The organism is Microcoleus sp. w1-18aA5 (assembly GCF_036701705.1).
GTDB lineage: Bacteria > Cyanobacteriota > Cyanobacteriia > Cyanobacteriales > Microcoleaceae > Microcoleus.
In genome coordinates, this window is sequence record NZ_JAUPTE010000005.1 from 123744 (window position 1) to 143236 (window position 19493).

Annotated in this window: 16 protein-coding genes and 1 tRNA gene; 14 read left to right on the plus strand and 3 right to left on the minus strand. The window is 44.9% G+C overall.

Annotated features, from left to right (window positions below):
* Nucleotides 1-63 precede the first annotated feature (63 nt).
* From Q5691_RS03520 to Q5691_RS03555, 8 genes are all read left to right on the plus strand, one after another.
* Nucleotides 64-1278 carry an ABC transporter permease subunit gene (locus Q5691_RS03520; protein WP_333343914.1) on the plus strand — a complete coding sequence of 405 codons (1215 nt, stop codon included), beginning with the start codon at nucleotides 64-66 and terminating at the stop codon, nucleotides 1276-1278.
* A 50-nt stretch (nucleotides 1279-1328) separates the two neighbouring features.
* Nucleotides 1329-1928 (plus strand): hypothetical protein, encoded by a 600-nt coding sequence (locus tag Q5691_RS03525; RefSeq protein ID WP_333311394.1) that lies wholly within the window; start codon nucleotides 1329-1331, stop codon nucleotides 1926-1928.
* Nucleotides 1929-1944: 16 nt separating this feature from the next.
* The gene (locus Q5691_RS03530) at nucleotides 1945-3180 is read left to right on the plus strand and encodes an amino acid ABC transporter permease (RefSeq protein WP_333343915.1); all 1236 of its coding nucleotides are present in this window, start codon (nucleotides 1945-1947) and stop codon (nucleotides 3178-3180) included.
* Nucleotides 3181-3241: 61 nt separating this feature from the next.
* Nucleotides 3242-3994: an amino acid ABC transporter ATP-binding protein gene (locus Q5691_RS03535; RefSeq protein WP_333215993.1), complete on the plus strand. Its 753-nt coding sequence runs from the start codon at nucleotides 3242-3244 to the stop codon at nucleotides 3992-3994.
* Between the two features lie 119 nt (nucleotides 3995-4113).
* Nucleotides 4114-6192 (plus strand): excinuclease ABC subunit UvrC, encoded by a 2079-nt coding sequence (gene uvrC / locus Q5691_RS03540; protein ID WP_333343916.1) that lies wholly within the window; start codon nucleotides 4114-4116, stop codon nucleotides 6190-6192.
* A gap of 143 nt (nucleotides 6193-6335) precedes the next feature.
* Nucleotides 6336-6406 (plus strand) — tRNA-Gly (locus tag Q5691_RS03545).
* 376 nt (nucleotides 6407-6782) lie between these two features.
* Nucleotides 6783-7499 carry an actin-binding WH2 domain-containing protein gene (locus tag Q5691_RS03550; protein WP_333295794.1) on the plus strand — a complete coding sequence of 239 codons (717 nt, stop codon included), beginning with the start codon at nucleotides 6783-6785 and terminating at the stop codon, nucleotides 7497-7499.
* 29 nt (nucleotides 7500-7528) lie between these two features.
* Nucleotides 7529-8239, plus strand: a complete 711-nt coding sequence (locus tag Q5691_RS03555) for a hypothetical protein (protein ID WP_333215989.1) — start codon at nucleotides 7529-7531, stop codon at nucleotides 8237-8239.
* Nucleotides 8240-8432: 193 nt separating this feature from the next.
* On the opposite strand, the gene mutS is transcribed toward Q5691_RS03555, so the two are convergent.
* Nucleotides 8433-11060 (minus strand): DNA mismatch repair protein MutS, encoded by a 2628-nt coding sequence (gene mutS, locus Q5691_RS03560; RefSeq protein WP_333215987.1) that lies wholly within the window; start codon nucleotides 11058-11060, stop codon nucleotides 8433-8435.
* Nucleotides 11061-11808: 748 nt separating this feature from the next.
* Here mutS and Q5691_RS03565 point away from each other — a divergent pair.
* The 4 genes from Q5691_RS03565 to Q5691_RS03580 all read left to right on the plus strand — a co-directional run bounded on the left by Q5691_RS03565 (nucleotide 11809) and on the right by Q5691_RS03580 (nucleotide 15443).
* Nucleotides 11809-12975 (plus strand): zinc-dependent alcohol dehydrogenase, encoded by a 1167-nt coding sequence (locus Q5691_RS03565; protein ID WP_333215985.1) that lies wholly within the window; start codon nucleotides 11809-11811, stop codon nucleotides 12973-12975.
* A gap of 27 nt (nucleotides 12976-13002) precedes the next feature.
* Nucleotides 13003-13212: an acetyltransferase gene (locus tag Q5691_RS03570; RefSeq protein ID WP_333215983.1), complete on the plus strand. Its 210-nt coding sequence runs from the start codon at nucleotides 13003-13005 to the stop codon at nucleotides 13210-13212.
* A 367-nt stretch (nucleotides 13213-13579) separates the two neighbouring features.
* On the plus strand, nucleotides 13580-14434 hold the full coding sequence (locus tag Q5691_RS03575) for a manganese catalase family protein (protein WP_333215981.1): 855 nt from the start codon (nucleotides 13580-13582) through the stop codon (nucleotides 14432-14434).
* 328 nt (nucleotides 14435-14762) lie between these two features.
* The gene (locus Q5691_RS03580) at nucleotides 14763-15443 is read left to right on the plus strand and encodes an HAD family hydrolase (RefSeq protein WP_333215979.1); all 681 of its coding nucleotides are present in this window, start codon (nucleotides 14763-14765) and stop codon (nucleotides 15441-15443) included.
* Between the two features lie 34 nt (nucleotides 15444-15477).
* Here the strand turns inward: Q5691_RS03580 and Q5691_RS03585 are convergent, their stop codons facing one another.
* Nucleotides 15478-16638 carry an AAA family ATPase gene (locus Q5691_RS03585; protein ID WP_333343917.1) on the minus strand — a complete coding sequence of 387 codons (1161 nt, stop codon included), beginning with the start codon at nucleotides 16636-16638 and terminating at the stop codon, nucleotides 15478-15480.
* A 120-nt stretch (nucleotides 16639-16758) separates the two neighbouring features.
* Nucleotides 16759-17559 (minus strand): RNA ligase family protein, encoded by an 801-nt coding sequence (locus Q5691_RS03590; protein ID WP_333215975.1) that lies wholly within the window; start codon nucleotides 17557-17559, stop codon nucleotides 16759-16761.
* A 135-nt stretch (nucleotides 17560-17694) separates the two neighbouring features.
* On the opposite strand from Q5691_RS03590, the gene Q5691_RS03595 reads away from it, so the two are divergent.
* Together Q5691_RS03595 and Q5691_RS03600 are read left to right on the plus strand one after the other, a co-directional pair.
* Nucleotides 17695-18564, plus strand: a complete 870-nt coding sequence (locus tag Q5691_RS03595) for a prohibitin family protein (RefSeq protein ID WP_333215973.1) — start codon at nucleotides 17695-17697, stop codon at nucleotides 18562-18564.
* Nucleotides 18565-18799: 235 nt separating this feature from the next.
* Complete coding sequence (locus Q5691_RS03600) at nucleotides 18800-19219, plus strand: peptidylprolyl isomerase (protein WP_332982885.1); 420 nt, start codon at nucleotides 18800-18802, stop codon at nucleotides 19217-19219.
* The last annotated feature ends 274 nt before the right edge of the window (nucleotides 19220-19493 follow it).

Consider the following 19493-nt stretch of genomic DNA (forward strand, 5'->3'; position numbering starts at 1 on the left):
GCACCCTACAAGATATTTTAGGCAGGCTAAAGTTAGGTATAGTTCGCTCTAAATTAAACAGTTATGAACCCAGAACCTCTACCAGGCAAATCGCAGAAATTGCCCAAATTTAAAGATATATCAAAACTGCTGCGGGACGATCGCTTCTGGAAAATAGCCGGACAGGCGATCGCCCTAATTTTAGTAATAGTTGTTATCGCCATTCTCGGGGACAATCTGGGCGCCAATTACTCGCAACTGGGGATTGCATTTGGATTTGATTTTCTCAATTCCCAAGCATCCTTTGACATCGGTGAAAGTGTAATCCCCTACAGTCCCGCTAACAGTTACAGACAAGCTTATTTAGTCGGTTTAATCAACTCGCTGCGGGTGATGGGTATCGGCATTATTTTCGCAACAGTTGCGGGTTTGACGGTAGGGATTGCGCGCCTTTCCGACAATTGGCTGCTGCGAAGTTTGGCTGGTTTGTATGTGGAAATTTTGCGAAATACGCCGTTATTGCTGCAATTATTTTTCTGGTATTTTGCAGTTTTCATTTCCCTGCCCAAACTGGAAGACAACCCGCAGTTACGCGGGCCGATTTACTTGACAAATCGCGGCATTGCTGTACCTTGGCCTGTGGCTTTGCCGGGTTTTGCGATTTGGTTGATTTTGCTAACTGTCGGAGTTTTGGCTGCCGCTGGGCTGTGGATGTGGCGGGCGCGGGTGATGTTGGAAGAAGCTAAGCCGGGAAGACAGTTGTTTTGGGCTCTAGGTGCGATCGGGATGAGTGCAATCTTAGCTTTGATTATCACCAAAAATCTGCCTTTTCGCCTAGATTTCCCCCGCCTGACACAAGCCTTGCAACTCGAAGGAGGATTAAAATTAACTCCTGAATTCGCAGCCTTAGTGACAGGACTCAGCTTGTATACTGGCAGTTACATTGCAGAAATTGTGCGGGCCGGAATTCAGTCAGTATCGAGAGGCCAGTGGGAAGCGGGAAAGTCTTTGGGGCTGAAGTCTGGAACAATGATGCGGATGGTAATTTTGCCGCAAGCTTTGCGGGTGATTGTGCCACCTTTAACCAGTCAGTATCTGAATTTAGCTAAGAATTCGAGTTTAGCGGTTGCGGTTGCTTATCCCGACGTTTATTTTGTGGTGGGCTCTCCGACGTTGAATCAGACCGGTCGGGCGATCGAAGCAATGTTAATTATCATGGTAACATACCTAACAATTAGTTTGATAGTTTCTCTGTTCATGAATTGGTACAATAAAACTGTACAAATCAAGGAAAGGTAAATAGTTGAGATTTAATCTATTTTATTTGGAATAAAAGTAGAGCGCGTTAAATGGCATACAGTGACTTTAGCTTAGACCGAGTAACTAAAAATTTTGATTTAACGATTTCCGATAAGATTGATATGTTCGCTGCTGTATCAGAATTAGAGTCGAGTACATTACTTGCCGAAATTCTTAAAGATAATATACCGTTAGCCTTGAGCAGCAACACTGAAAAAGCTCGATCTGAAATGATTATCGCACCGATTTTGATCGACCTTAGAAAACAGTTAAACTTGGAAATTAGTTTGTTTTCGGGAATAGACTTTACAGTAGATGTTGAAAAAGGATTAAATGGAAGTTGCGATTTTCTGATCAGTCATTCCCCAGAGTTACTAATTGTTAGAGCGCCAATAATCATCATTGTAGAAGCCAAGAAGGAAAATATCAATGGCGGATTGGGACAGTGCGTAGCAGAAATGTTGGCTGCTAGAATATTTAATGAACGTGAAGGCAACGAAATTCCTGCGATTTATGGCACTGTTACTACAGGTACTATCTGGAAATTCCTGAAGTTGCAAGAACAAATTATTGAAATTGATTTAGGTGAATATTACTTGAGAGATGTGAATAAAATTTTAGGAATCTTAGCGAACAGCATTAGAAATTAATAATAACTAAAAACTGATGGAAACAATACCCATATTACCGCCCCCAGCCACCGAATCGCCTACCCCTTGGAATTGGGCGCGCAAAAATTTATTTAGTACCTGGTACAACAGCATTCTCACAGTAGTTTGCCTCATTATCGCCTTCCAAACTATTAAAGGAATTATCGTTTGGGCAACAACAAAAGCTCAATGGCGCGTATTAGAAGCGAACTTGCCGCTATTTTTCGCCGGCAGATTTCCCAGCGAATCCTACTGGCGGCTGTGGATAGTAACGGCCCTAATTGCCTTGTTGGGAGGATTAACTTGGGGAAACATTCAGCGGCAAGAACGTCTTTGGAATCCGCCTTTACTAATTATACTAGGTGCTGCGGTTGTGGGTGCGGTCATTTCGCCGATCGACCTAACCTCTCGCCTCTACCTCTTAGGAATTATTATCGCAGCCGCCTCCAGCTATGTCATCGGAAGGCAAATTTACCGCAACCCCCCCTCGCCCCCCCTTAGCAAGGGGGGGTTGGGGGGGGTTAGCTGGATGCCTGCAATTTGGGTTCTTTCCTTCCCAATAGTTTTGTGGTTAATTAAAGGCGGGTTGGGTTTGACCGAAGTGTCAACAAATGATTGGGGCGGTTTAGTGTTGACGCTATTTTTAGCAGTTATTAGTATTGTGCTTTCCTTTCCTTTGGGAGTATTGCTAGCACTCGGCAGACAAAGTTCTTTGCCAGTTGTGAGATTGTTATCAACATTATACATTGAAATTATTCGCGGTTTACCATTAATTGGCATTTTGTTTTTAGGTCAAGTGATGCTGCAACTCTTCTTGCCGCCCGAATATCCGAAATTGGATAGAGTGATTAGAGCCATTGCTGGATTAACGTTATTTAGTGCAGCATACTTGGCGGAAAACGTGCGCGGTGGCTTGCAGGCCGTGCCTAGGGGACAAATAGAAGCAGCTAGGTCGATCGGACTCAATACACCCCTGCTTACAATTTTAATTGTACTGCCTCAAGCATTGCGAATAGTCATTCCGGCGATCGGCGGTCAATTCATCGGATTATTTATGGATACATCCCTGTTGTCTCTATTCGGAATGTTAGAATTAATCGGAATATCCCGCGCAGTTTTAGCAAATCCATCCTATATCGGCAGATACGCCGAAGTTTACATCTTCGTAGGCATCATTTATTGGATATTTTGCTACTCCATATCCCTAGCCAGTCGCAAAATAGAGCGAACATTAGGAGTAGGTCAAAGGTAAAAAAATATCTGCGTTCATCCGCGTTCATCAGCGCTCATCTGCGGTTAAAAAGTCAAAAATTATGGAAACTCAGCAAACAAGCCCAGAAAGAGTAATCGTAGCAGAAAACGTCCACAAATGGTACGGACAATTTCACGTACTGCGCGGCGTTAGCATGACCGTAGACCGGGGCGAAGTCGTTGTCGTGATGGGGCCATCGGGATCGGGAAAATCGACGTTTATTCGCACATTCAACGCCTTAGAAGAATACCAGCAAGGTAAAATTACGATCGACGGAATCGAACTTTCCCACGACTTACGCAACATCGAGACAATTCGCCGCGAAGTAGGAATGGTGTTTCAGCAATTCAACCTGTTTCCCCACTTATCAGTCTTGCAAAACGTCATGCTAGCGCCGGTGTGGGTGCGCCGCTGGCCGAAGAAAAAAGCCGAAGAAGTGGCGATGCAATTGTTAGAAAGAGTGGGAATTTTGGAACAAGCAAAAAAATATCCCGGACAGTTGTCTGGAGGACAGCAGCAGCGGGTCGCTATTGCACGTTCTCTAGCAATGCAGCCTAAAATCATGCTGTTTGATGAACCGACATCAGCATTAGACCCGGAAATGGTGCGGGAAGTGTTAGATGTAATGCGAAATTTGGCTCAAACGGGAATTACAATGGTAGTGGTGACTCACGAAGTCGGGTTTGCACGCGAAGTTGCCGATCGCATTGTGTTGATGGATGGCGGCGTTTTAGTTGAAGAAGCGAAGCCAGAAGAATTTTTTCAGAACCCGAAGGAAGAACGCACTCGCAAGTTTTTATCTCAGATATTGTAGTAACAGATTTTCAAGTGTAGTCGCTGGGTTTGGCGACGGTAGCAGCAGTCAAACTAGACATAATTAAGGTAAAATAAAAGAGTGTACAATCAGTCTCTATTTTGCTGAGATAGCTTGCAATGCCATCCACAAAAACTCTGCCGTTAGTTAAAGACTCGGAACGCCTAGAAAGTCGCCTCAAAGAAATCCCGGCGGTTCCTGGTGTATATTTAATGCGAGACGAGAGCGATCGCATCCTTTACATCGGCAAATCCAAAAAACTCCGAAACCGCGTCCGTTCATACTTCCGCGAAAGCCAAAATCTTAGTCCCCGCATCGCGATGATGGTGCAGCAAGTGCGCGAAATTGAATTCATCGCCACCGACACAGAAGCGGAAGCTTTGGCGTTAGAAGCAAACCTCGTAAAACAGCACCAACCTTACTTTAATGTCCTCCTCAAAGATGATAAAAAATATCCTTATTTGTGCATCACTTGGTCGGAGGAATACCCGCGCATTTTTATCACCCGCAAACGCCGCGCCGGTAGTGCAAAAGACCGCTATTACGGCCCTTACGTCGATACAGGGGCGCTGCGGAGTACGCTACATTTAATTAAGCGAATTTTCCCCCTGCGGCAGCGCCCTCAACCGCTGTTTAAAGACCGTCCCTGTCTCAACTACGACATCGGGCGCTGCGTTGGCGTTTGTCAAGGCTTAACTTCGCCGGAGGAATACCGAAAAATCATCCAAAAAGTAGCGATGATTTTCCAGGGAAGGACTCAGGAATTGCTCGATATTTTAGAACCCCAAATGGAAGAGGCAGCCGAAGATTTAAACTTTGAAACGGCGGCGCGCATTCGCGACCAAATTAAGGGTTTGCAGTCTTTGAGTGCGGGTCAAAAAGTATCTTTGCCAGACGATACGGTTTCCAGAGATGCGATCGCACTTGCGGCAGACACCCAGCACGCTTGCGTCCAATTGTTCCAGATTCGTGCCGGTCAACTGGTCGGAAGATTGGGATTTATGGCGGAAATACCCCCTCAACCGCCCCTTGCAAACGGGGGGCAAGAGTTATCTCAATCTCTTGTAAAAGATGGGCAAAAGTTATCTCAACTTTCTCTTTCCTCCCCCCCTTGGCAAGGGGGGGAACGAGGGGGGGTAGAGGCCGGAGCGATTTTGCAGCGGGTGTTGGAAGAACACTATCAAAATGTCGAATCTGTAGAAATTCCCAGCGAAATTTCAGTGCAGTACGAATTGCCAGAAGCGGAAATATTAGCAGATTGGTTGAGCAATCGTAAGGGGCGAAAAGTTACGATTTTGACGCCGCAGCGGCAAACTAAGGCTGAGTTGATTGAGATGGTGGAACGCAATGCTGAGTATGAATTGGCGAGAATGCAAAGATTGAGCGATCGCAATTCTCAAGCAATGGAAGATTTAGCAGAAATTCTCGATTTGCCAGAAGTTCCTCGCCGCATTGAAGGTTACGATATTTCTCACATTCAAGGTTCTGACGCCGTAGCTTCCCGCGTCGTATTTATTGACGGTTTGCCGGCTAATCAACACTACCGCCATTACAAAATTAAAAATCCTGAAATTAAATCGGGTCATTCTGATGATTTTGCTAGTTTAGCAGAAGTTATCGGTCGCCGATTCCGAGGAGTGAAGGAAGAAGCAAGTTCGGCAACGGATTTTATAACGGATTTAACGGATAAGGAAGAAGAATTTAGCGATTTAGGAAATTCGGAAAAACTCACCACTTTATCCTCCGTTTCTCATACTATCTCCGACAAACCCGACTTAATTATGATAGATGGTGGCAAAGGTCAACTGTCAGCAGTTGTGGCTGTTTTGCGGGAGATGAATTTGCTAGAAGAGTTGCGCGTTGTCAGTTTGGCAAAGCAGCGAGAGGAGATATTTTTGCCGGGGGAATCTTTGCCGCTGCCAACTAATTCTGAGCAGCCTGGGGTACAATTATTGCGCCGGGTGCGGGATGAGGCGCACAGGTTTGCTGTGAGTTTTCACCGGGATCGAAGAAGCGAGAGAATGAAGCGATCGCGCCTTGATGAAATTCCCGGATTGGGACACCACCGACAAAAACAATTGTTGGCACATTTTCGGTCGATCGACTATCTCCGTTTAGCAACTCCCGAACAGTTGGCAGAAGTTTCTGGGATTGGCCCGCGTCTGGCGCAGCAAATTTACGATTATTTCCACCCGTAAAGTCTTACCCTGCATGGGAGACGGGGATTGTAGGCGCGATCGGGTCGCAAGTCCCGATTCAGCCAGCGGGAGGGAGGTATTCAAAAATTTTGCACAGGCCTATTGCAATTCCCAGAGACGTGTGGTATGTTTAGTTTCTGTGCGCGGGCATAGTTTAGTGGTAAAACTTTAGCCTTCCAAGCTAACTATGCGGGTTCGATTCCCGCTGCCCGCTTGCGCCTATAAAAACCTCAAACCAACTAGAAATCAACGGTTTGAGGTTTTTTATTGCTGCTTTTTTCGGTTTGCGAGGGGTCTAGTTGACTAGAAATTGACTAGAAATTGGATACAAAATGACTACGATTTGACTACGGAACGACCAAACTGAGTATCAAATGACTACCCCATCGCCCTTTGTGGAGACAATTTGGAGACGAATGAATACAAATTGAATACAAAGCATAACTGTATTCAGTTTGAGCCGTTTAGCTTTGCAAGTATCTCTCAAAACGCCTCCACCTCTCACCTTGTGGTGAGCTGGGTACAAGAATAATGGGTTAACATAGAGTGCCCTGATTTGACAAGCTTGCCGAGCGCACTCAGCTTGAGTTATGACTGATTCGGAGTCGCATCAGTCACAAGGAGAACCCGTGAAATATTTTTCAGTAGTAATGTATTTGCTACGGGAACGGCAACAGTTTCTCGAAGAAATTCGCCAAGGTGTCAAGCTCAAATCTAAAATTTTCGGTTTGTTGATTTCTAGTACCGTATTTTTTGGCATTTACGGAGCAATATTAGGTGCCTCTAGTACGTGGATGCAATGTCTGGTTTCAGCAATTAAGTTGCCAGCACTTTACTTGCTGACGCTGATTATCTGCTTTCCCACACTGTACTTTTTTAATGTCATGTTTGGTTCAAAACGAACTTTTGAGCAGTATTTGACATTGTTGATGACAGCGATGGCGATGATTAGCGTTTTGCTGTTTGGATTTGCACCTGTTAGTTTGTTTTTCCTCATAAGCAGTACCAATTACAATTTTTATCTGTTGCTGAATGTTGCTATAATGGCAATCACAGGATTTTTGGGAGTAAGTTTCATTTATCAAGGAATGCACTTTCTGTCAGAACAAGATGCGGAAGGCAAAGACATCAGGCTAAATATTTTGCGCTTTTGGTTGGGACTTTATGCGTTTGTTGGGACTCAGTTGGGATGGACGCTGAGACCATTTTTGGGGTCGCCGGGAATGGCTTTTCAACTGTTCCGAGACCGAGAAAGCAATTTTTATATGAGTCTGTGGCAATCAATTATGTCTCTGGGAGGATCGTAATTAATCCCAATTAAAGGAGATTTTGAAGAGTGATACAAGCGGATTTGGAACAGTTAAAAATTTCTGAGAAGGAGTTGGAGGATTTGAGCGGAATAGCTTTGAGCGACGGTTTTGCAGCAGATTTTTACAGACCTGCTGCACTCCGGGACGGCAAAAAGCTGTTTTCTATTTTGGTGAATGAGTTGCTGATATTTTGCGTGACATTAGTTGTTTCGCTGCCTGTTGCTTTACTGGCTAATAAACATAATGTTGGTTTATTTAGCGATTCAGACATATTTGTCCGTGTTTTACAACTAACTTTGGGTTGGTCGCTGGCGATTACTGTTGCTTGGAATGTCTATAAATGGGTTAAGGCAAAACCTCTGGCAACGCTAGCGGGTCTGCTGGATGAAGTTGAGAAGTATCATGAGGTGATTCAGGCTTTAGATATTATCGATCGCCTAACGGATGCTGGCAATTTACAAGCCAATTTAATTAACCGAGGAGATGCAATTGAAGCATTAAAAATCACTAGAGAAAGTTTAGTCTGTGCTTTGAAAACAGAAAAAATTCTCAGAGAAAATCAGCAGTTTATCGGTCGCCGTTACGAGCTATTTGCTAATATTGAAAGTAATTTAGCTGCTTTGATGGCGGTGGATGTGAGCGATCGGGCGACTGAATATGGCCGATTGCTAAATGAGGCTTTGGAAATTGGGATGAGCGTACACAAAGAGGTAAGAAAGTTGCAAAATGGACGTTAGAGTTGTTGCAGCGTTCCTGGTTTGTTGTAAAAGTAGTAACTGAGATATTGCAACATGCTCAAGAACAGGCAGGATGCCTGTGCCACAAAAATTTAATTTTCTTGTGGGGTGGGCATCCTGTCCGCCCCTGAAAGGCTTATTGAAAATGGTGCAATATATAAGTTACTACAAACTTTTTTTACCACCGGAAATTTCAATCATCAAAAATATCCAACTGTTCGCCATCAGACTCTTTTTTACCATTTTTTTTAACACCCTTTCTTAGCCCGATCGCAATTTTGCTATGTTTCTCAATCTGCTTCATCACCTGTCTCGCCCTGTCAATCACCGACGGCGGCAAACCGGCCAATCTCCCCGCTTCAATTCCGTAAGATTTGTCAGCACCTCCCGGCTGAACTTGGTGCAAGAATACGATTTGATCCGGCAACTCTTTCACTGTAACCTGATAATTTGCGACATTATCTAAAATAGAAGCTAACTCATTTAACTCGTGATAGTGAGTCGCAAAAATTGTCCGCGCCCGAATCTCAGTTGCTAAATATTCTGCCACAGACCAAGCAATCGAAAGTCCGTCAAAGGTTGCCGTTCCTCTGCCAATTTCATCTAATAAAACCAATGATTGCGGCGTCGCATGATTGAGAATATTTGCAGTTTCGTTCATTTCCACCATAAACGTAGACTGACCAGTTGCCAAATCATCTACTGCCCCGACGCGGGTAAAAATACGATCGCAAATTCCCAAACTCGCAGCTTTCGCCGGCACATAACTGCCCATCTGCGCCATTAACTGGATCAAACCCACCTGCCGCAAGTAGCAGCTTTTCCCGCTAGCATTCGGCCCGGTTAAAATAATTAAATCTGGGCGGTTTAGCGATTCTTCCCGGCCCAAAAAAGCAGAATTAGGTACAAAAAATCCCGGCGGCAAAGACTTTTCCACCACAGGATGACAACCTTCAATAATTTTAATTTCCCGACTTTCTGTCATAGTTGGGCGGCAGTAATTCTGGTAAACTGCTACTTCTGCTAAACCGCACAAAACATCGACCGCCGCCACGGCGCGGGAAACGTTGCGAATAATTTCGGCGTGTTCTCCTACCTCCGATCGCACTTTAGCAAAAATATCGTATTCCAATTGATTTAAATCTTCCCGCGCTGTCAGAATTCGCACTTCCCTTTCTTTTAATTCTTCAGTGCTATAACGTTCTTCATTGGTGAGAGTTTGCTTGCGGGTGTAGTCCTTCGGCACTTGGTCTACTTTCGATTTGGTAATGCTAATGTAATAGCCGAAAGCTTTATTGTAGCCAACTTTTAGATTAGAAATTCCGGTACGTTTTCTCTCAGTTGCTTCTAAATTTGCAATCCATTCTTGGTCTGCTGATGCAGTGTGGCGCATTTCATCTAGCATGGGATTGATTCCCGATCGAATCAAACCTCCTTCTTTTAAATGAATCGGCGGTTCATCAACTAAATGAGCGTGAATTTTACTTGCTAATTCTTCGAGAATTGGCGGTACATTTTGCAGCGCTTTCAAATAGGGCGATCGCCCTTGGGCTGCGATCGAGGCTAATTCCGGCAGTTTCGAGAGAGAATCAGCTAAAGCAACCAAATCCCGCGCGCTAGCTGTTCCAGAACCCGCGCGGCCTGTCAGTCTTTCGATGTCGTAAATTTGGCGCAGCAACTGCTGAAAATCTTGGCGCAGACCGTTATTTTCTACTAATTCTTGGATCGTGTCGTGTCTAGCGCTAATGCCTTTAATGTTGAGCAAAGGTTGCAGAACCCAGCGGCGCAAAGCGCGGCCTCCCATTGCGGTGCTGGTTTTGTCTATCGCCCACAGCAGCGAACCGTGAAAAACCCCATCTCTCACTGTTTGAGTAATTTCGAGATTGCGGCGGGTTTGGTAGTCGAGTATGAGAAAATCGGTGAGAGTGTAAGTGTGCAATCTTTGCAAAGAAACTGCTTTTTCCTTTTGAGTCTCTTCGAGATATTGCAACAAACCGCCGGCGGCGCGCACTGCGAGGGGCAAATGACCGCATCCCATACCTTCAAGCGATCGCACTTTGAATTTTTGCAGGATTCTCTGTTTTGCTTCGGGCAAAGTAAACGGAATTTGCGATCGCAAAGAATAGCAAAACGAATTCGGCAAACAATCGGGCAAATGCTCTGATTTCTCTCCGGGTCTCAACATAGTCACCAAATCCGGCGCATTAGTCGGTACCAAGACTTCCGAAGGCTGCAAGCGCAGCAATTCAAGGGTTAATTGTTCTAAAGTGTCTGCTTGGGTAGTGACGAATTCTCCCGTAGAAATATCTGTATAAGCCAATCCCCAATGTTCCCCGGCTATCACAATTGCTGCTAAAAAATTATTTTGCCTGGGTTTGAGCATTCCGTCATCAGTCAAGGTTCCTGGAGTGAGAATGCGGGTAATTTCTCGCTTGACTTGACGACCTTCTTTAGCAGCAATCGAGGCATCTTCAACTTGATCGCAAACTACCACAGCATACCCTTTTTCTACTAACATTGAAGTGTAGCGATCGAGGGCGTGGTGCGGCACTCCTGTCATCGGCACTCTGCCAATTTCCTTGCCGCTTTCTTTGCTAGTACAAACAAGTTCTAATTCCTGCGAAATAGTAACTGCATCTTGGAAAAAACACTCAAAGAAATCTCCAACTCGAAACAATAAAAGTGCGTGGGGATACTGTTCTTTCACTTCCACATACCGCTGCATCATCGGCGTCAGCTTGGTGAATTCTAGTAGGCGGTGGTCGGCATTGCGGATGTTGGGTTGAGTGGGGTCTGTTGGGGTAGATGCAGTGTAAGGCATAAAAGGCGATCGATAAATTTTAATCTTTAACAACTTTAGCGCAAGCTCGGCTTTTAGCTATAACTAATGATACAATATTTGACGATTAATCCTCCTTAAGCAGGGTGCGTGATTCTCAATATTGGTGAAGAGTGTTGAGCGATACGAAACTCACGCATCCTACTTAATAATCGATCAACCCGCTTTTACTTGAGAGGTTTTAGGTCAATACTTATCTAATGTGAGTCAAAACAGCCGCTCCAGTGAGACTTAGGGCGGATATTTTATCTATTGTGAGAGAATAGCAATCGCCGAGCGACAAAAACAATCTCAGCTATGTAGTTGTTAGCTGTTATAGCAGATGTTGAAGGAAGAAAGAAGAAGGAAGAAGGAAAAAGAAAAAAGGCTTTAGTTATCTAGGAGAGAAGGAAAAAGGCTTTAGTTATCTATGAGAAAAGGAAGAAGCAATCTTCGGCAACGGTTTCAGCAATTAAGAACGTTCTAAAAGTCGGGTGCGGTTGCTATAACTGTTGGGGCTTAACAGAAGAATGTGAAATCTCCCGCACTTTAGCCTGGGGAGAAACTTTACATTTTTGTTATTGAAAACAGCCGGAAGATAGATTTGTAAATTATACCTTGGATAGAGATAAAATATATTTTATATGCTTAAAATTAAAGAAATCCAAGTTAGTAATTAATCGGCGTAGTAATTTTAAGATTCACAATCAAAAATCTGCTAGCTAGTAGTTAACTAGAGGAGAACGAAATAATGAAAGCTCTTTGCTGGCACGGAGCAAATGATGTGCGAGTTGATAATGTACCAGACCCAACAATTATCAACCCGCGCGATGCAATAGTTAAAATCACGTCTACAGCAATCTGCGGCTCAGATTTGCACCTCTACGATGGCTTCATCCCGACAATGCAATCGGGCGACATCATGGGGCACGAATTCATGGGGGAAGTAGTCGAACTCGGCAGCCAAGTCAAGAACTTAAAAAAGGGCGATCGCGTCGTCATTCCTTTTACTATTTCTTGCGGCAGTTGCTTCTTTTGCAACCGCGATTTGTGGTCGCTGTGCGACAACTCCAACCCCAATGCTGGGCTGGCTGAAAAAATGTTCGGTCATTCCCCGGCGGGACTGTTTGGCTACTCACATTTAACGGGCGGCTATGCAGGAGGCCAAGCAGAATACGCGCGGGTTCCGTTTGCAGATGTCGGCCCTTTAAAAATTCCCGACGGACTTTCGGACGAACAAGTATTGTTCCTCACCGATATCTTTCCTACTGGTTACATGGCGGCCGAAAACTGCGACATTCAGCCGGGGGATACTGTAGCAGTTTGGGGATGCGGGCCAGTCGGGCAATTTGCGATCAGAAGCGCGTTTATGCTGGGGGCCGATCGAGTAATTGCGATCGACCGCGTACCGGAACGCTTGCAAATGGCGGCCGCGGCCAAAGCTGAAGTCATCAATTACGAAGAAATAGACGCCGGGGAAGCCGTCACCGAAATGACGGGGGGACGCGGACCCGACTCTTGCATCGACGCGGTGGGAATGGAAGCCCACGGCACCGGTCTCGACGCTTTGTACGACAAAGCCAAGCAAGCCGTGCGGTTGGAGAGCGATCGACCTACGGCCCTGCGACAAGTAATCGTCGCGTGTCGCAAGGGTGGCACAGTGTCAATTCCCGGCGTTTACGGTGGCTTCGTTGACAAAGTGCCATTAGGTGCAGCTTTCAACAAAGGCTTGACCATGAAAATGGGACAGACGCACGTTCACCGCTATTTGCGGCCTTTGCTCGATCGCGTTCAAAAAGGCGAAATTGACCCGTCATTCGTAATTACGCACCGAATGAAATTGGATGAAGCGCCCCACGCCTACGACATTTTCAAAAACAAAAAAGACAACTGCATCAAAGTTGTCCTCAAACCCTAACTCGCATTTACCCTTCACGGAGAAACTATGCTTTTACAAGAAAAAGAATCAGGCGACTTGATTGAAATCCTCGATGTAGATGCTTTAATCAGCCCTACAAAACAAGAAGTGTCGGGAAAAAATCAAGCTGGTCAAGAAGAGCAAGAGAAAGCAACTTTTCCAAAAAGTAATTTAGTCTTTCCTTCCGGTGAAACTCTGCCGCGTTGCTGGACTGAGGAAAATTATCAAACTCATTGATTCCCCTGATTCTTCCAATCCCCCTTAACAAGGAGGATTGGAAGGTAGGGGATGGACACAGCACATAAGTGTCCGCTTAACCCGAAAAACTGCTCTCCGATAGGGGTTAAAACCCCTGCACGAGGGTGGTTTTGACGTATTTTTTGACAGCCGGAGGGTACAGCGCTGTGGTTGTTTCAATAGAATGTACGATCGACCAAATTTAAGAGAGTCTTAGTTCGCGACCGCGACAAACTGCATTAAACTAAAGTGATAAAGATAACCGGGCTTGATTTAATTTCTTTATGACTAAAAGCTGATTCCCCTCCATCGGTGGCAGCGTTACAAATAATGAAACTTGTTCAAAACACCCTGGGAGGAATTCCCCATGTTTTACCATAAGAAGCCACTACAGTATTACAAAAGACCAGAAAAGCCAGATGCCGTTTACGCCAAGAAAATACAAGAACTAATTGGCGGTACATTTGGCGAAATGACTGTGATGATGCAGTATCTATTTCAAGGTTGGAACTGCCGAGGCCCAGCCAAATATCGCGATATGTTGCTTGATGTCGGTACAGAAGAAATCGGGCATATCGAGATGTTAGCAACTATGATTGCTCACTTGTTAGATAAAGCTCCTGTATCTATGCAAGAAGATGGTTTCAAGGATGCTGTGGTGGGTGCTGTGATGGGTGGAAACAGCCCGCGAGATGCGATCGCCGCCAGCATGAATCCGCAGCACGCAATTGTATCGGGTTTGGGCGCACTTCCTAGCGACAGCGTAGGGTATCCCTGGAACGGCCGTTATATCGTTGCTAGCGGCAATCTTTTAGCAGATTTTCGCTCGAATTTGCACGCCGAATCGCAAGGAAGATTGCAGGCTGTGCGGATGTATGAAATGTCAGACGATCCGGGCGTGAAAGACACCCTGAGTTTTATGATCGCCCGCGACACGATGCACCAAAATTTGTGGCTGGCGGCGATCGAAGATTTAGAAAGTTCGGGAATGGAAACAACACCCGTTCCGAGTTCCTTCCCGCAGGAGTTGGAAAAATCAGAATTTGCTTATCAGTTTTGGAATCATTCTGAAGGTTCCGAAAGTAGCGAGGGACGCTGGGCGAAAGGCAAATCAATGGACGGCAAAGGCGAGTTTGAATATGTAGCCAATCCCCAACCGTTAGGGCCAGAACCAGTACCGCCGCCGCCCGAACCAAAATTGCACGCCAGTGGCATGAAATAGGCAATCAAAAAGTTAATATAGCCTTTCTCAGTAACATGAGGTACCCGACGTGCATAGGGCATAGGGCATAGGGCATAGGGCATAGGGCATACCTCACGACGCTTGAGAACCGCTATAGTAAGGTTCTCAGTCCCCGATTGACTAATTAAGTAATTAAGGACTAACGTCCTTATTACTAACCTCAGAAAAAACTAAACTTCTTACTACTAACCACAGGTTAGTAGTAAGAAGTTTATTCGCTGATTGGCTAATTAATTAGTTAAAAAGTGAAGTTTTTAGTACAAATCAGGTTTTGGCAAGAAGTCTAATAAGTAAGAGCAAATAACTTATGCAATTGCAAGCAGTAATTCTCGATATTGACGGTACTCTGACGCTCAGCAATGACGCCCACGCTCAAGCTTGGGTAGAGGCATTTGCGGCTTACGGCTACGAGGTGCCGTTCGAGAAAGTTCGCCCGCTAATTGGGATGGGAGGCGACAAAGTTATACCCAAAATGGTATCAGGACTTTCCGACGAAGCAGGCGACGGGGAAAAGATTGCACAGCGGCGCAAAGAACTGATTATTAACCGCTTTTCTCCCGATCTTTCACCAACCCCCGGTTCGCGGGATTTGGTGTTAAAAATGCAGAAAGAAGGATTGCGGTTAATTATTGCTACTTCAGCTACCACTGAAGAACTTTCCGGTTTGCTGAAAGCTGCACAAGTTGACGATTTATTGGATCAAGCCACGACATCTAGCGATGCGGAAGCTTCTAAACCGGAACCGGATATTGTGGAAGCTGCTTTGAGAAAATTGCAGATGGAAGCGAGTCAGACTGTGATGTTAGCTGATACTCCTTACGATATCGAAGCTGCGGGCAAGTGCGGGGTGCCAGTAATTGCTTTTCGGTGCGGAGGTTTCGATGATGCTTCGCTGGCAAATGCTGCGGAAATTTACGATCACCCTGCTGATTTGTTGGCGCATTATGACGATTCTATTTTAGGGAAAAAGGAATTAGTAGCGCGTTGAAGTAATACGGGCGCTAGCGGGTGGATTGCCACTATTAAGCGCGATCGCTTACAATCCACTCTACCTGATGCGCTTCTGTGATATCTGGAATATCCAGGCGATCGGCTAATTTTTGAATCACTGCTTCTGGGACTGGGGCAGTGCGGGAACGGTTGCGCTCCTGTATTTCTGCGATCGGTACTTCGATGTAAACAATGCGAATACGCGCTTTGTAAGCAGCAAACAAATCAATTAATTGCTGCCGCATTTGTTTGGTTGTATTCGTGGCGTTCCACACAAAAGAAGTTCCCGATCGCAAATATTCCTTAGCTCTTTGTTTTGCTTTCTCTACAACATCACTTTGGTTTTTTTCCGGCGATATATTCATCTCCAACCTCAGCGCATCTAAAGAAATTATAGGCAAATTGGGCAGGTTTTCTCTAATCCAATAATCTTTGCCACTTCCGGGCAAACCCGACATCAAAACAACTTCGCATTTTGTATCGTCAAACATTTCAGCATCGGGGTTGCCGTTGTCTTTGCGGAAGTAGATAAATCGGCTGTGTGCTGAGGGGAATTGTCGAGGAGCATCCAAACAATTATTTTCTTGACAAAACTCCCGAAATAGTTCTATTTTATCAAGCAGTTCTTGTCTGTCGGCGCAGTGGCGGCCGCGCACGTCTGCTTCGGCTAAAAGTGCGAGGAAATCGCAGCGGACAACTTGACTGACTTTAATTACAGACTGTTGGGGGTTGGGTTTGTCGATTAGCCAGATGGGTAAACTGCCGAATTGGACGATCGCCACCACTGTTTCGCGAATCTCAAACTGCACAGGTGGGTCGAATTGAGATAAAATTTGTCTGACCATTCTCGCACCTTGGCGGGCGTGACCTTTTGAGCTAATTCTGCCGTCGGCTTCTATTTTTGTAAAGGCTGGTTTGGCGACATCATGCAGCAAAGCGGCGACAAAAAGTATCGATCGTTCTTGCACGGGTAATTGACGCCAATTTGGGGATGAGATTAATGCTTCGCAGACCATTTTGGTATGAATTAAAACGTCTCCTTCGGCGTGGTAAATCGGGTCTTGCTGACAGCCTTTTAAGTTTTGAATCCAATCGAAATGATTTTGAATGCTGTCCCAATCCAGGAACCAATCGGGGGGTTCGGGACAAAAGGGAAAAGTCCAAGTTGGGGATTGTGATAATACAGCAGTCATGGCTTCACCTGTTTGTTAATATGGTAAGGTGTGAAATTAGCACCTTTATTTTTTAGTTTGTTCGAGAGGGACGAAAATTTGAGTATTAGCGCTTTTAACCGCAGATTTTTATAATAGCTATTACATAAGCCCTGTGAAATTAAATAAATCTGCACCGGGACGCAGAATATTTGGTATAATTGGGCGATTGAGCCAATGTCCTTCGGCATTTTTAATAGCAGTCAAAAAACTGGCACGCACGTACTTGTAACGCGCCTTTACTATGCCATCTTCTTCTACTTTAAGGTACAGCCCCTCCATGCGATCGCTCTTGTCAGTCTCTTTCAAGCATCGTTCTTCATCTAATCCCAATTCCCCGCAGTACCAACGCAACCGTTCCAAATGTCCGGATTGAATAAAATTAGATTTTCCCATAAACTGCATCATGTGCTTGGGAGATGTCAGCACTCCAGAAAACAGCACGGGAACGGACACTAACGGCAGTCCACTTAACAACTTGCGCCGGGATTCTGTACTCAGAAATTGACGGGTTTCTAAGTCCAGCACATCGTATTCCATAAAATAGTGTGGCAAAAAATCATAAAAAACAGTGTGTTTGGCATACAGCCATTCGCCGTAAAGAATGTAGCGATTTCCCAGCACTTCTCCCAGGGATCCGCTGAGACTAAAAGCCCACTGTTTGAATAAGTTAAAATGTTTTTCCCTCGGCCCGCCGGTGAGATAGTGGCCGCGACTTTGCAGCAGCATTTGTCCATCTGGTGCAAAGCTGATGCCTGTATTAGCGCCGTCTACCTTTTCTTCAATCACTGTCGGGCGATCGCTCAGGGCGCTAAATGGCACGCTGTCGAGGTCTTCATCACCCGGTTGGAAACGCGAACCTTCGATATGATAAGTTCTAGGATATTTAACAATTTTGAGCATTAGCCCATCCATTGTAGATTGGATATTTCAGAGGCAACCCCATCCATTTTAGATTATAATTTTAGATTTTAGAATTTAGATGCACCCCAATCTATTTAACCATTATAATGGAATGAGCACAAAGGAGCGTGTAAGTTGAAAACTCAAAATTTCCAGAGCATATCATCAGCAATCGCTGGGGTTCTATTAGTAGGCGCGCTACTCATCGGTTTAAACTCTTTTGTCGTCATTAATCCAGGCGAAGCAGGGGTAGTCAGTGTTTTAGGAAAAGCCACAGATGGAGCATTGTTAGAGGGGTTTCACCTCAGACCCCCGCTAATATCCAAGGTAGATGTGTACGATGTAACAGTGCAAAAATTTGAAGTTCCCGCCCAGAGTGCTACTAAAGACCTTCAGGATTTAAATGCTAGTTTTGCGATCAATTTTCGCCTCGACCCTGAGAAAATAGTTGATGTCCGAAGGACTCAAGGAACTTTGGAGAATATAGTGTCAAAAATTATTGCTCCTCAGACGCAAGAAGCATTTAAAACAGCGGCTGCACTGAGAACTGCCGAACAATCTATTACTCAAAGAAGTGAACTGAAGCGAGACTTTGATACTGCGCTAAAAGAAAGGCTATCAAAGTATGATGTAATCGTACTCGATACGAGCGTTGTTAACATTCGATTTTCCACAGATTTTGCGAAAGCGGTTGAGGAGAAACAGGTTGCTGAACAGCGAGCGCAAAGGGCTGTTTATGTGGCTCAGGAAGCAGAACAACAGGCTCAAGCTGACATTAACCGTGCTCAAGGTAGAGCTGAAGCTCAAAGACTTTTGGCTGAAACTTTGAAGGCTCAGGGCGGCGATTTAGTGCTGCAAAAAGAGGCGATCGAAGCTTGGAGAAGCGGCGGGGCTCAGATGCCAAAAGTGCTGGTTATGGGCGCAGGTTCGAGTCGGGTTCCTTTCATTTTTAATATGAACGATATTCAGGAAGAACCCGATCGCCCGCAAGTGACCAACAATTAAAATATGACAGAAGGTAACAAACCCGGTGTCTCAGAAAATATTGGGTTTGCTAACCAGAAATCTCGCAATAAACCGGGTTTCCTCAGAAAGCACACATAAGTCCTATGAGAGTTGCCGGAATATGCTACACTTCTGAAAGCCACAATATAACGACAGTTTGAATCTGTCGCTATAAAAGCGAAGTCCGCAATTAACACGCAGGCAACACACTCATTTTAGGAAGCAAGGAAAAATCATGACCCGCGCTATTATGGAAACCGACAAAGGCACAATCAATTTGGAATTGTTTGATGCGGATGCGCCTAACACAGTGAAGAATTTTGTTGACTTGGCGGAAAAAGGTTTTTACGATGGATTGGCTTTTCACCGAGTCATTCCTAACTTTATGATTCAAGGTGGCTGTCCAAAAGGTAATGGAACTGGCGGCCCCGGCTACAAAATCAAGTGCGAAATCAACTCCAACAAACATTTGGCAGGAACTTTATCGATGGCTCACGCAGGTAAAGATACGGGTGGCAGCCAATTCTTTATTTGCCATTCTCCCCAGTCTCATTTAGATGGAGTACACACAACTTTTGGCAAAACTGAGGATATGTCAGTCGTCAATGCTATCCGCCAAGGTGACAAGATTATTTCGCTCAAAATTGAGCATTAATTTCCAGTAATTAGTTGTGTTTGTAGTAAGGACGAAGAGTCCTTATTGCAAACACAACTTGTGAAAATAAAGAGCTTTAAAATATAAAACTTATGACCAATAATTTCTTGATGGTACCCGCCACGTGATTTATCCGTGGAATCAATCGAAAATCCAAAATCCTTGCATCCTCAAGCCCCCGGATTTATCCGTGGTGTCAATCTAAAATCTAAAATCTAAAATCTAAAATCTAAAATCTAAAATCTAAAATCTAAAATCTAAAATCTAAAATCTA

Bases quoted from the DNA above. Each gene is read 5' to 3' on its own strand.
- Q5691_RS03565 (WP_333215985.1), top strand. From the start codon at position 11,809: ATGAAAGCTCTTTGCTGGCACGGAGCAAATGATGTGCGAGTTGATAAT.
- Q5691_RS03585 (WP_333343917.1), bottom strand. From the start codon at position 16,638: ATGACTGCTGTATTATCACAATCCCCAACTTGGACTTTTCCCTTTTGT.
- Q5691_RS03530 (WP_333343915.1), top strand. From the start codon at position 1,945: ATGGAAACAATACCCATATTACCGCCCCCAGCCACCGAATCGCCTACC.
- Q5691_RS03600 (WP_332982885.1), top strand. From the start codon at position 18,800: ATGACCCGCGCTATTATGGAAACCGACAAAGGCACAATCAATTTGGAA.
- Q5691_RS03535 (WP_333215993.1), top strand. From the start codon at position 3,242: ATGGAAACTCAGCAAACAAGCCCAGAAAGAGTAATCGTAGCAGAAAAC.
- uvrC (WP_333343916.1), top strand. From the start codon at position 4,114: ATGCCATCCACAAAAACTCTGCCGTTAGTTAAAGACTCGGAACGCCTA.
- mutS (WP_333215987.1), bottom strand. From the start codon at position 11,060: ATGCCTTACACTGCATCTACCCCAACAGACCCCACTCAACCCAACATC.
- Q5691_RS03520 (WP_333343914.1), top strand. From the start codon at position 64: ATGAACCCAGAACCTCTACCAGGCAAATCGCAGAAATTGCCCAAATTT.
- Q5691_RS03525 (WP_333311394.1), top strand. From the start codon at position 1,329: ATGGCATACAGTGACTTTAGCTTAGACCGAGTAACTAAAAATTTTGAT.
- Q5691_RS03575 (WP_333215981.1), top strand. From the start codon at position 13,580: ATGTTTTACCATAAGAAGCCACTACAGTATTACAAAAGACCAGAAAAG.
- Q5691_RS03550 (WP_333295794.1), top strand. From the start codon at position 6,783: ATGACTGATTCGGAGTCGCATCAGTCACAAGGAGAACCCGTGAAATAT.
- Q5691_RS03570 (WP_333215983.1), top strand. From the start codon at position 13,003: ATGCTTTTACAAGAAAAAGAATCAGGCGACTTGATTGAAATCCTCGAT.
- Q5691_RS03580 (WP_333215979.1), top strand. From the start codon at position 14,763: ATGCAATTGCAAGCAGTAATTCTCGATATTGACGGTACTCTGACGCTC.
- Q5691_RS03590 (WP_333215975.1), bottom strand. From the start codon at position 17,559: ATGCTCAAAATTGTTAAATATCCTAGAACTTATCATATCGAAGGTTCG.